11 protein-coding genes and 1 other RNA gene are annotated in these 12,424 nt (G+C 58.1%); 11 read left to right on the top strand and 1 reads right to left on the bottom strand.

Annotation, left to right across the window (positions count from 1 at the left end; genetic code table 11):
* Positions 1-19 precede the first annotated feature (19 nt).
* Positions 20-523, top strand: coding sequence for an SsrA-binding protein SmpB (smpB, locus tag HMPREF2760_RS02150; protein ID WP_070524672.1), 504 nt, complete (start codon positions 20-22; stop codon positions 521-523).
* Positions 524-533: 10 nt separating this feature from the next.
* The gene (locus tag HMPREF2760_RS02145; RefSeq protein WP_070563540.1) at positions 534-890 is read left to right on the top strand and encodes a DUF488 domain-containing protein; all 357 of its coding nucleotides are present in this window, start codon (positions 534-536) and stop codon (positions 888-890) included.
* Here HMPREF2760_RS02145 and HMPREF2760_RS02140 read toward each other — a convergent pair.
* Positions 887-2,158 (bottom strand): SLC5/6 family protein, encoded by a 1,272-nt coding sequence (locus tag HMPREF2760_RS02140; RefSeq protein ID WP_070563543.1) that lies wholly within the window; start codon positions 2,156-2,158, stop codon positions 887-889. The genes HMPREF2760_RS02145 and HMPREF2760_RS02140 overlap by 4 nt on opposite strands.
* Positions 2,159-2,369: 211 nt before the next feature.
* Between HMPREF2760_RS02140 and ssrA the strand changes: the two genes are divergently transcribed.
* The 9 genes from ssrA to HMPREF2760_RS02095 all read left to right on the top strand — a co-directional run bounded on the left by ssrA (position 2,370) and on the right by HMPREF2760_RS02095 (position 12,319).
* Positions 2,370-2,749, top strand: a transfer-messenger RNA (tmRNA) gene (ssrA, locus tag HMPREF2760_RS02135).
* 382 nt (positions 2,750-3,131) lie between these two features.
* Positions 3,132-4,286, top strand: a complete 1,155-nt coding sequence (locus tag HMPREF2760_RS02130) for an FRG domain-containing protein (protein ID WP_070596543.1) — start codon at positions 3,132-3,134, stop codon at positions 4,284-4,286.
* A gap of 174 nt (positions 4,287-4,460) precedes the next feature.
* Positions 4,461-5,081 carry a DJ-1/PfpI family protein gene (locus HMPREF2760_RS02125; protein ID WP_070596542.1) on the top strand — a complete coding sequence of 207 codons (621 nt, stop codon included), beginning with the start codon at positions 4,461-4,463 and terminating at the stop codon, positions 5,079-5,081.
* Between the two features lie 163 nt (positions 5,082-5,244).
* Positions 5,245-6,915: an AbgT family transporter gene (locus HMPREF2760_RS02120; RefSeq protein WP_070596541.1), complete on the top strand. Its 1,671-nt coding sequence runs from the start codon at positions 5,245-5,247 to the stop codon at positions 6,913-6,915.
* Positions 6,916-6,919: 4 nt separating this feature from the next.
* Entirely contained in the window at positions 6,920-8,272 is a 1,353-nt protein-coding gene (locus HMPREF2760_RS02115) for a M20 family metallopeptidase (RefSeq protein ID WP_070596540.1), read from the top strand.
* Positions 8,273-8,443: 171 nt separating this feature from the next.
* Positions 8,444-9,475: a siderophore ABC transporter substrate-binding protein gene (locus HMPREF2760_RS02110; protein ID WP_070524657.1), complete on the top strand. Its 1,032-nt coding sequence runs from the start codon at positions 8,444-8,446 to the stop codon at positions 9,473-9,475.
* A 35-nt stretch (positions 9,476-9,510) separates the two neighbouring features.
* Complete coding sequence (locus tag HMPREF2760_RS02105) at positions 9,511-10,512, top strand: ABC transporter permease (RefSeq protein WP_070596539.1); 1,002 nt, start codon at positions 9,511-9,513, stop codon at positions 10,510-10,512.
* A 35-nt stretch (positions 10,513-10,547) separates the two neighbouring features.
* Positions 10,548-11,567 carry an iron chelate uptake ABC transporter family permease subunit gene (locus tag HMPREF2760_RS02100; protein WP_070562803.1) on the top strand — a complete coding sequence of 340 codons (1,020 nt, stop codon included), beginning with the start codon at positions 10,548-10,550 and terminating at the stop codon, positions 11,565-11,567.
* Positions 11,564-12,319: an iron ABC transporter ATP-binding protein gene (locus HMPREF2760_RS02095; protein WP_070524652.1), complete on the top strand. Its 756-nt coding sequence runs from the start codon at positions 11,564-11,566 to the stop codon at positions 12,317-12,319. Before HMPREF2760_RS02100 ends, HMPREF2760_RS02095 begins: the two co-directional genes overlap by 4 nt.
* Positions 12,320-12,424 lie beyond the last annotated feature (105 nt).

Here is a 12,424-nt window from a genome sequence, read left to right as displayed (position 1 = left end):
GCGTAATATAGTCCGAACTATGGCGAAGAAGGCAAAGAAGAAAAAGGCGGCCGTCGACAATAACTCGACCCTGGCCACCAACCGACGTGCCCGCCACGACTACACCATCCTCGACACCCTGGAATGCGGCATGGTGCTCGTGGGCACCGAAATCAAATCGATGCGCGAAGGCAAGATTTCCCTGGCGGATGCCTTCGCCACTATTGACGACGGCGAAGTCTACATCCGCAATCTCCACATCCCGGAGTACTCCCAGGGAACGTGGACGAATCACTCGCCCAAGCGCACGCGTAAGCTTCTCTTGCACCGCAGGGAGATAGACAAACTCATGGGGCAGGTGCGCGACGGCAACAAGACCCTGATCCCGCTCAAGGTCTACCTGAAGGACGGACGCGCCAAGTGTGAACTCGGCCTGGCCAAGGGTAAACAGGACTATGACAAGCGTGAGGCAATTAAGCGCCGTGACCAGGACCGCGACATCACCCGCGAGCTGGGTCGCCGCGTCAAGGGGATCAACGCCTAACCTGGGAGCCATGATTTACACGGCCAAGGTTCATGACATTATTCGGGGCGAGGAGCAACCGGGTGGGGTAGCGGTGCTCGTCGATAAGCTCTGGCCCCGTGGCGTGGCCAAGGAGCGCCTGCCCTATGACCACTGGTTCAAGGATGTCGCGCCCAGTCCGGGGTTGCGTAAGTGGTGGGGGCACGATGTCGATTCTTTCGAAGAGTTTGCCCGGCGTTACCGCGCGGAGCTCGACGCGAATGACAGCGAGGAGCTGGAACAACTGCGTCACCTTGCTGAGCTTGGCGACGTCACCCTCCTCTTCGCCGCCAAGGACCGCGAGGTCAACCACGCCACTGTGTTGAAGGCGTGGTTAGAGGAGAGCTAGGCGAACAGTCCCCAAATGGTGGCGCCTACGGCGATGAGGCCCGTGACGACGACGAACACGTTGCTGGGGCGGCCGCGGAATTGCTTGAGAGCATCGATGCGGTGGATGGCATACATCGGCAGCAGGTAGAGGATCGAGGCGATGAAGGGGCCACCGATGGCTTCGATAAGCCCCAGGATCGATGGATCGATGATCGCGACAACCCAGGCGGCCACGAAGATGATGCCGTGCATGATGGAATTGAGCTGCTTTTCCGAGAGCTTCGCCGTAGCGTGCGGTGCGGCGCTGCGCAGCAGGAAGTTGCCGCCCTCGGTGGCCCCCAGTACGTGGCCGAAGTAGGAGGAGATGATGGCGATCATCGCGATGATGGGGGAAAGGAAGGCCAAGACCGGAACGCCGGTCACATTGGCCAGGTAGGACAAGACCGGCAGGTTCTGCTCGCGGGCCTCCGCGAGCCCGTCCGCACCGAGCGTGAGGGTGCACGACCACACGAAGAACATGGTGAACACGGTGAGCAGAATCGCTGTCAGCGCCAGCGCGCGCGACGCATTCTCGGAGCTCTTCTCGCGGCCGTGTGCAGCGACCATGGCCAGAGAGAACTGGGAGATGGCGGGGGAGTGGTTAAAGGAGAAGACCAACACGGGGATGATGAGGGCGACAGCACCGACGACGCGCCAATCATTGTTGCCAACCTCCATGAAGGAGGCGATATCCCAGCGCGGGATGAGATAAATGGACAGCGCGCCGAGACAGAAGATCAGCGGATACACCAGGAACTGCGTGACGGCGAGCACCATGCGTTGGCCAAAGGTGAAGACGATGGTCATGATGCCCACGAGGAGGAACGACAATAGAGGACGCGGAACCGAGGGCCCGTGTAGCTGGTTGACGATGAAACTATCAACCGTATTGGTGATCGAAACGCCATAAATGAGGACGATGGGGAAAATTGCGCAGAAGTAGACCACCGAGATGATAAATCCTGCGCTTTTGCCGAAGTAGTCCGTGACCACCGCGGTGATGTCCTCGCCCTGGCGTGGCGATGCACAAATCATGCGGGCGAGCCCGCGGTGGGAGAAGTACGTCATCGGGCCGATCAGGATGGTTGCCACGAGTAGCGGCCAGAAGCCGAAGCTGCCGGCGTTGATGGGAAGGAACAAAATGCCGGCGCCCACGGCGGTACCAAAGAGGGAGATGGCCCATTCGGTATTGCTCGCTTGATGGTGGGCGGTTTCTTGGGAGCTAGAGGTTTCGGTGGTTGCGCTCACTTTGCAGCCTTTAACAAAGTAGGTGAATAGGACTCACACACCTTAACAGCGTTTAAGTTGATGTTAATCACAAGGGGGTGCTTATGAAAGCTATGCCTCATGTGGCCTGGGGTGAAGCTTGCGGGAATAGGGGCGGGTGCAGTAGCGTTGAACGAACCGTAGGGCGCGCAGAGGCGCGTGCTGCGCAGCTTTCACAGCAATGTGTAATCGAGGGGTCGACATGGTTTCGACTTCGTACATTGAGCCAGGGGAAGCGTGCCGGTGCAGGCTAGAGACCACCGTTAAGCGTCGTAGCAACCAATAAACGCAGAGAAGAACTCTCAGCGTGACTACGCCCTCGCTGCCTAATTTCAGCGACGCGTGTCTGTCAGCCTAGGTTTGGTTCCTGACCTAGATCCTGGCATCGACTAGGGAACTTGCCTGACCGGTTTGTTGTTCGGCCGGTTGGGGACTTTAAGAGCAACTGGGCCCATCATCCGGAGCGAGTTTGCCCGAGCCGGAGGGCCGAGTAGAGATCCTGTGCAGACTGCGCACGGAGAAGCCCTGGCGAGGTGACGAAGGACCCGGGTTCAATTCCCGGCGGCTCCACTGAATGGCATTTCCCCTGGTGAGTGTTCACCGGGGGATTTTGCTGTACCTGTAGTCCGTTTTGGGAGCAGCAGTAAGCCCCTGAATGTCGGATCGAGAGATTTTTCTCGCCCGTATTTTGTGGTGCTTGGGTAAAAAATCGACTGTTGTCTAGCAAAAGAGTGGATTCACTCTGAAAAGTCTTCTTGTGAAGGCGAATCGTCCTAGATGAAACGGGGGACCTTTCTGTTGAAGGAAGGTTGCAATATACAGGGGACAAAACAACTCTAGAGGTAGTCTCCAAGTTCAGCCTGCGGAGAAAGCTTCTCGCTGCTCCAGCATTGCGGACTTTCGGCGGATATCCTGAATTGTATTTCTGAAAGTCTCTTCGAAAAGAGTTTGGTATATGGTTTCACTACCTGAAAAGTTTTTCACTGAACGAGAGCTGACGGTGCTGGATGACGAAGGAATCGAACCCAGTAACGCAAAGCAATGGTTCGAGGCATTAGATTCAGCAATCCAACAATTGCCGAAGTACGAACATGACGGTATGGGGCTTCCTTTGAAGGAAGCCGGGGAACCTTTTCCTCAGGAGGGGGTGAACCACGCGCGTGATAGAGAATCGAGCCAAGTCTGGTTTTTCCGCGGACAGAAGGACGCTAGCTATGCATTCAACTCAACTCTCTATCGTTGTCTTCTGAGTGACCGACGAGAGAAGGATTCCTCTCCTGAAAGCCCAAGTGCAGAGACGCCACGTGCACTAGAACAAGCGATGGTAGATGCAGAAGTTGCGTTGCTCGAGGAGGCTGAATGCAACGGTGTCGTGCGTGGTCTGACAGCTCTTGAAAAATTGACTGTCCTGCAGCACCACGGTGCTCCAACGCGACTTCTCGACGTAACATCCGATTGGAAAGTTGCTCTCTTTTTTGCCTGTGAAGACAGTGGAGATAGGGATGGCCGAGTTTTTCTGATTAGAACATCGGTGGATAGGTGGAAAGACTTCCCAAATGCAAAAAACTTGGAGGATGATCCGCAGAAGCTTGTGTGGGAAGATTATGTGGATACATTCAGCGAAAATAGTGGGGTGGTTCCAAAATACAGTTGGTTGAGCGGCGTGTGGCCAATTCTGCTTCCTTTTTCGGATCCAAGAATGATTGCGCAGCGAGGATTTTTCTTGGTCGGAGGCTTGATTTCTCTGAAAGGGTGGGCGGCTCTTTACACCAGCGTGTGTGAGAATTGTAAAAAGAAGATCTGTGATTGCGGCTCGGAAAATTATGGAGATCCAAGCAAAGAGTCCCTTAGTGCCGCTGAGCTACGCCAAGTGACGTCACTAAGCGTCAAGTTTGCGGCCAGAAAGCCCAGAATTTCGGACCTTCAGAAGGTGCCTAATAACAATTGGACTGCGATTGGGTACTCGGTCAGGGTACCGAAGGAATTTAAGTCACAATTATTGGAGCTTCTGGAAAAAGAGGGGATTCGTAAGGATTCCATGTATCCGCCGTTGTCAGAGACAAGAAGGCTGTTTGAACACGTCGTGGATGAGTCGCTTAAAAGAAAGTAGTAGGTCGATTACGTACGCTCCCAGTCCAACACACCGACGTGTGTTCTTTGTGTCTGTGACTGGGGCTTGCGGCGACTTCTAGCTGTGGCGGCACGTTCTTGCGTCTGAAAATTTTGAACGGCCCGAGTCCTCTATTCGCGTTAGCAGCACTGCGGCTTGCTTTAGGATGGACGCATGGATACCGAACCTCTCCGCATCGCAGTCGTCTTGTTTGAGGGCTTTGAGCTTCTCGACGTCTTCGGACCCGTCCAGCTGTTTCAAGCGGTTCCTGACGTCACCGTGGTTTTCGCGGGGCCCACGGGTGAACCAGTTGCCAGCTCTCAGGGTGTCGAAGTGGTTCCGACGATGCCTTATGGGCAGATTGAGCCGGCCGACGTTCTCCTCGTCCCGGGCGGAAAGGGGACCCGGAAGCTTGTGGAAGACGAATCCTTTCTGTCGTGGCTTCGTGGGGTTGGGGCGCAAGCACCTCTGGTTGCCTCCGTGTGTACAGGTTCTGCAGTCCTGGCTGCGGCGGGGCTCTTGGAGGGCTATACCGCGACGAGCAATAAGCGTGCCTATAGCTGGGCCACGTCCTTCGGAGGTGATGTGTCCTGGCGGCCGGAGGCGCGGTGGGTGCACGACCGCAATCGGTGGACCTCCTCAGGTGTGGCGGCGGGGATGGATATGACGGTATCGCTCATTGCGCACCTCGTATCGGACAGCGCTGCCATCGATGCTGCCAACTTTGCGGAATATGATGCGCACCGCGACAGCGAGTGGGATCCTTTCGCGCGGCTCAACGGGCTGGTGTCTTAGACCCCTGGTAGATGGGGCAGCTGGTGGGGCAGACGTAGTGCCGCTGCGCGGAGAATGTGACGCGGAACGACGCTAGTTGTTACTCAAGTTACAAACGCATGGTAGCCTTTCCCCAACAGTGTGACGTGGAGCACTGGGACTGACCCCTACGACAGGAGTACCCATGAACAGCCCATCCAATGCAGCGCCACAAGGCGGCGCTGGCACCGCGGAAAAGTCGAAGTCGCATCCCGCAAAGGCTGAGCAAAAGCAGAGCCAACAATCCAGCGGGGGAATGCTGGATAAGTTCCTCAATGGTGTCGAATACATCGGCAACAAGCTGCCGGAGCCCTTCACCATCTTCCTGATCCTCTTCCTGATCACAGGTGTGCTTTCCACCATCATGGCGAAGATGGGCGTGGAAATTAAGATTCCCGGTAGCGATGAAATTCAGCCAGTTAAAGGCCTGTTCACCGGTGAGGGGCTGACCTGGTTCACCACGACAATGGGGGAGAACTATATCAACTTTCCGCCGCTGGTGACGGTACTTCCCATCATGCTGGCGGTAGGTGTGGCGGAGCGCTCCGGCATGCTCTCGGCGCTCATCCGTAAGCTCTTCGGTTCTGCGAAGCCGTGGCTGCTGCCCTATGCAGTCGGCGTCATCGGCGTGACCGCTTCGGTCATGGCGGATGCCGCCTTCGTCATCGTCCCGCCGCTGGCGGCGATGGTCTTCAAAGCCGCGGGCCGCCACCCAGTGGCTGGCCTGATTGGTGGCTTCGCCGCCGTGGGCGCTGGCTATTCCACATCCTTGGTGCCGACTTCCTTGGATGCGCTCTTTGCCGGTATTACGACCGCGGTCATGGAGACGCTGCCGAATACCGACTTCGCGCCGGTTAACGCCATGTCGAATTACTACTTCAACGTGGCCTCCTCCATCGTGCTGGGTGTGCTGGCTGGTTTCATCATCGACAAGGTCATCGAGCCGCGCATGTGGCAGCAGGAAGTTCCCACTGAGGAAGATATTGATCCCGAGGATGCCGCTGAGCGTGGTGACCGCGATGAAAACGGCGAGGAGCTCACCGCTGAACTGCGTCCGGCCGAATCCAAGGGCCTCATCTGGTCCGGTGTGGCCACGGTCATCCTCACCGCCATCATCCTCTTCGCGGTCCTTCTGCCAGAATCGCCGTGGCGCAATGAGGAGGGCAGCTTCTTGCCCAAGTCCCCGCTGCTGAATTCCATCGTCTTCATCGTTTTCGCCTACTTCTTGGTGCTCGGCGTTGTCTACGGCAAGGTTGTCGGCACGGTCAAGGGGATCACCGACGTCGTGAACATGATGATCGGTGCTCTCAAAGACATGATGAGCTTCCTTATTCTGGCCTTCATCCTGGGTCAGTTCGTGGCGCTCTTTGCGTGGACCGGTATCGGTACCTTCACTGCTGTGAAGGGTGCGGCCTTCCTCGAATCCATCGGGCTTACCGGCTTCCCAGCCATTTTCGCCTTCATTGCGCTCGCGTCCTGCCTGAACCTGCTGATCATTTCCGGTTCTTCCATGTGGACGCTCATGGCAGCGGTCTTCGTTCCGATGTTTGCCCTGCTGGGTTATGAACCGGCCTTCATTCAGGGTGCGTTCCGCGTTGGTGATTCCGCGACCCAGATCATCACCCCGCTGAACCCGTACATGATCGTCATGCTTGGCTTCCTCCAGCGCTATGAGCGCGGGGCGGGCCTGGGAACACTGATGTCGCGCCTCGTGCCCTTCGTTATCCCGTTCTTTACCGCTTGGGCAATTCTGCTGGCCATCTGGTTCTATGTGGATCTTCCGCTGGGACCGGGCAACAACGTCATGATTGGTTAATCGAATGGACGAACGCAACAATCCGTCGACAGCGTATTTGGAGGCGATGGAGGAGGGCGTCGCCAAGCGCGTGGCGTCCGCCGCCCCACCGGAAAAGCACGGAGAGGACTACCCGGGCCAATCGCGGCTCTGGGACGCTGCTGCCGCACAGGCAGATGCCCTGCGGGAGCAGGCAGCGCACATCGTTGCGGATCTGCACGCCCACCCCGAAACCGCTTTTGAGGAGCATCGCTCCATGGCGGTACTCGCGGACCTCGTGGAGGAGCATGGTTTTTCCACGCGCCGCGGGGTCTATGGTGTGGAGACCGCGTTCGAAGCCTCGTGGCAGAGCCCGGATTTCGATCCCGGGCAGCATCCCACCGTGGCCATCCTGGCGGAATATGATGCCCTGCCGCATATTGGGCACGCGTGTGGGCACAATGTCATCGCCGCGGCGGGTGTTACTGGATTCTTGGCGGCTACTGCCGTGCTGGACGACGCCACCCCTTCCTTATCCGGCCGCATACTTCTCCAGGGAACCCCTGCGGAGGAAGGTCATTCCGGCAAGGAATACATGATTCGCGGAGGCAGCCTCGACGGCGTGGATGCCGCAGTGATGATCCATGGCTTTGGTTATGACATCGGCGCGCACGCCTGGGTAGGCCGCCGCATCTTGCGTGTGACATTTCGTGGTGTGGCTGCACATGCGAGCTCCCAGCCCTTCATGGGGCGCAACGCCCTCGACGCCGCGAGCTTGGCCTACCAGGGCATTGGTCTGATGCGGCAGCAGATGCCGCCTTCGGATCGCGTGCACGCCATCATGAGCGGTGGCGATCGCCCTTCCATTATTCCGAGCGAGGCGGAGATGACTATTTACGTGCGCTCGTTGGGAACGCGCACGCTCATGGATCTGTCCGCCAGGGTGGAAGACATCGTCCAGGGTGCAGCGCTCATGGCCGGCGTTGAGGTGGATGTGGATTGGGACGAGCATCCGATGACGCTGCCCGTGCGCAACAATGCGGCGCTGGTGGACCGCTGGACGGCGACGCAAGCGCGCCGGGGGCGCACTGCGCTGCCGGCGGGGACGGTTCCGGATACGGTGGCTGCCTCGACGGACTTCGGCAACGTCTCCCACCTCGTTCCGGGTTTGCACCCGATGGTGCAGGTTTCGCCTACCGACGTGGCCTTGCATACCGAGGACTTCGCCCGCTGGGCGGCCACGCCGCAGGCGGTGGATGCGGCTGTCGATTCCGCTGCAGGGTTGGCGCAAGTAGCGCTAGATTTCTTGGCGGACTCGGACTTTCGCCGCGCGGCGCAGGAAGACTTTGATAGAGAAGGGCCTGTATCGGTGACCGATCTCATCGCGGAGAAGGGGTAGCGTGCCACGTTCTTGTAATGGCACGTCACGGGGCGTCGCCCAGCGTATGCGTACCCCCGTGATGAATTAAGAAACAATTGTGTGCTTGAAAGGTAAGCCTTACATAGGTTAGGTTATGCGCTGACATTATTTGCCAGCTGTGGTTAGCCACACCTAATATGCAAGGAAACTATGTTTACTCTTTCTCGCCGTGCCGCAGGCGCGACCGTCACCAAAGTTGCCGCCACCCTCTCCGTGGCTGCGCTCGCTCTAACGGGTTGCTCCGCAAACCAATCCCAGGATTCTGCTGAGCCGACCAACTCCGCAGCCGCGGACTCCTCCACGATTACGCTGGAGGATAACTTTGGTTCGAAGGAGGTCGCGCTGCCGGTAGAGAACCCCGCGGTGACGGATAACCGCGCTTTCTCCGTTCTGGCTCAGTGGGATATCGACCTTGCCGCCGCGCCGCTTCCGCTGGTGCCGAAGTCCCTGCGTGATACCTACAACAAGGACACCGTCGAGGTTGATCTGGGCTCCCATAAGGAACCGGATCTGGAAAGCCTCGTCGCAGCGGAGCCGGACGTGGTGTGGAACGGCCAGCGTTTCGAGCAGCACCAGGAGGACATCGAGAAGCTGCTCGAAGATGTTCCAGTTGTTGACTTCGAGCCGCGCGATGACAAGGACTTCTTCGAAGAGCTCAAGCGCCACACCGAGGCGCTGGGCCAGGTCTTTGGCCACGAGGAAGACGCCGAAAAGCTCATCGCGGACTTCGACGCTGCCGCCGAGCGTGCCAAGAAGGCCTATGACCCTGAGCAGAAGGTGATGGCCGTGAATACCTCCGGTGGTGAAATCGGCTACATCGCTCCTGGCATCGGGCGCGTGTATGGGCCGGTCTTCGACTTGCTCGGCCTGACCCCGGCCCTAGAAGTCGACAATGCTTCTGACGACCACGAGGGTGACGATATCTCCGTCGAGGCGATTGCTCAGTCCAACCCGGATTGGATCCTCGTTATGGACCGCGACGCTGCCATTTCCAAGGAAGGCGAGCAGGTCACCCCGGGTGAGAAGCTGGTCAAGGACAATGCGGCGCTGAAGAGCGTGAGCGCGGTAAAGGACGGCAACGTTTACGTGGCGCCGAATGACACCTACATTGATGAGTCCATCATTACCTACACCGAGATCTTGAACGCGCTTGCCGACGCCTTCGAGAAGGCCCAAGCCTAAACAGTTCTGCGTTAGCGAAGGAGAAGATTCACAACGTGACGGTGAAGAGTAGCGCTGCGTCCCAGCGGCCAGCCGCGAACAAGCGCAGTTCGCGCGGTTCTGTGCTGACCTGGAAGCTGGGCCTTGGCGTACTTGGCGTCGTCGCGCTACTCCTCCTTTCCCTCATGGTGGGCGAGTACAGCATCCTCGATAATGAGGACGGCTGGGAGATGTTCTTCACCACCCGCATACCGCGTACCGTGGCGCTCGTTTTGGCGGGCGCTGCGATGGCAATGAGCGGTTTGGTTATGCAGCTGCTGACTCAAAACCGCTTCGTGGAACCCACGACGACGGGAACTACCGAGTGGGCCGGATTGGGCCTGCTCTTTTCCCTAATCCTCTTCCCGCATGCATCGGTACTGGTGAAGATGATCATTTCGGTGCTCTTCGCTTTCGTGGGCACCATGGTGTTTTTCGCGTTCCTGCGTCGCGTGGCACTGCGCTCTTCACTCATCGTGCCGATCATCGGCATTATGCTGGGCGCTGTCGTTAGTGCGGTGTCGTCCTACGTAGCGCTAGCGACGGATACCTTGCAGCAGCTCGGCATCTGGTTCATGGGATCCTTTACCTCTGTCTATGAAGGACAGTACGAAGTCCTGTGGATCGTGCTCCTGGTTTTGCTGGCGGTGTATTTCTACGCGGATAAACTCACCGTCGCCGGGCTAGGGGAGGACATCGCCACCAATATCGGCCTGAATTACCAGCGGATGATCCTGCTGGGAACCGGCCTCATCGCGGTGGCGACGGGCGTGGTCACCGTCGTCGTTGGCGCCCTGCCTTTCTTGGGCCTCATCGTGCCCAACGTGGTGAGCATGGTGCGCGGCGATGACCTGCGTTCTAATCTTCCATGGGTCTGCCTGCTCGGCATCGCCACGGTGACCTTGTGCGACCTGATTGGCCGCATCATCATTGCCCCGTTTGAGATGCCCGTATCGGTCATCCTGGGCGTTGTGGGTGCTATCGTTTTCGTCGTCTTGATCGTGAGGTCGACCAAGTGAGTGTGAGTATCTCTATCCCCGCGACGAAGGAAGCTGTGCAAGTTTCTCGAGCCCGGCGAAACGTGGGCAGCTTCCAGTCTGCGGCTGCGGCGCGAAAGTACTGGATCATCCTCGGCGCTTTGATCTTCGCCGGGCTGCTCTTCGCCTTCGGCCTCTTGGCCTATGACAACCCCATGGACTTTGGGACTCGGAAGTGGTGGCTCATTGCGCGTCGCCGCGCTGATGCGGTGACCGCCATGGCGGTTGTCGCCGTGTGCCAAGCAGTCGCCACGGTCGCTTTCCACACGGTGACAAACAACCGAATCCTCACGCCCTCCATCATGGGCTTTGAATCCTTGTACGTGGCCATCAATACGGCTACGGTCTTCTTCCTCGGTGCTGCCGGCCTGACCCAGGCGCGGACCATGGGAACCTTTCTCATGCAGCTCGCGCTCATGGTGGCGCTGTCTGTGGTGCTGTATTCTTGGCTGCTGACTAGCCGCCGCAACAACATGCATGCGATGTTGCTCGTGGGCATCATTATCGGCGGCGGCCTCGGCTCGTTGGCAACGTTTATGCAGCGCATGCTCACCCCCAGCGAGTTCGATGTGCTCACCGCGCGGCTTTTTGGCTCCGTTAACAACGCGGAAAGTGAGTACTATCCCATCGCGATTCCGCTGGTCATTGCGGTGACACTGTTGATGTTCCTCAACTCCCGTCAGCTCAACGTGTTGGCATTAGGAAGAGATGCCGCCACAAACCTGGGCGTTAACCACAAGGTCAACGCCATCTACACGCTGATTTTGGTCTCTATCCTCATGGCCACGAGCACCGCGCTCGTTGGGCCCATGACCTTCCTCGGATTCCTCGTAGCAACGTTGGCCTACCAGGCGGCGGAGACCTATGACCACCGTTTCCTCTTCCCGATGGCTATTGCCACCGCCTTCGCTGTACTCACCGGCGCCTACTTCCTGATGGAGCACGTCTTTTACGCACAGGGCGTGGTCTCCATCATCATTGAGTTGGTGGGCGGTAGCGTCTTCCTTCTGGTCATTCTGCGAAAGGGCAAGCTGTGATCAAGCTTTCCAATGTCTCGAAGTCCTACTCCGGTGAGACCAACATCGGTCCCATCGATCTGGAGATCCCCTCCGGTGGCATCACGGCCCTCATCGGTCCGAATGGCGCGGGCAAATCTACGATGCTGACGATGATTGGCCGGCTTCTCGACGTCGACGAGGGCACCATCGAGGTCGCCGGCTACGACGTCGCTTCCACGAAATCGCAGGATCTGGCAAAGATCCTCTCCATCCTGCGCCAAGAAAACCACTTCATTACCAAGCTGACCGTGCGCCAGCTGGTGAGCTTCGGCCGGTTCCCTTACTCAAAGGGGCGACTGACTGCAGAAGACGAAGAGGTAGTCTCGCGCTACATTGACTTCTTCCGCCTTGGCGAATTGGAGAACCGCTACCTCGATGAACTCTCCGGCGGCCAGCGACAGCGCGCCTACGTGGCGATGGTGCTGTGCCAGGAGACGGACTACGTGCTTCTCGACGAACCCCTCAACAACCTCGACATTTCCCATTCGGTCGAGATGATGAAGCACCTGCGAAAGGCCGCCAAGGAATTCGGCCGCACGATCATTATCGTGTTGCACGACATCAACTTCGCTGCCCGCTACGCCGACTATATCTGTGCGGCCAAGGACGGTAGCATCGTTGCCTTCGGTGGGCCGGAGGACATCATGCGCGATGACATCCTGACTCCAATCTTTGAAACTCCCATCACGGTCATCGACGGACCGGATGGGCTCTTGGCCTGTTACCACTAGCTATTAACATTCAGGTGGACTGCCCGACAGTCAGAAAACCGCCCCAGGAAGAGCGTAAAAATGTGCATCTTCCTGGGGATTTGTTGTTTGTTGGGGGTGTGCGTA

Source organism: Corynebacterium sp. HMSC065D07, from assembly GCF_001810695.1.
Taxonomy (GTDB): Bacteria; Actinomycetota; Actinomycetes; order Mycobacteriales; family Mycobacteriaceae; genus Corynebacterium; species Corynebacterium hesseae.
Note: the sequence above shows the minus strand (reverse complement) of the source record. Positions and strands in the feature narration are given on the sequence as shown.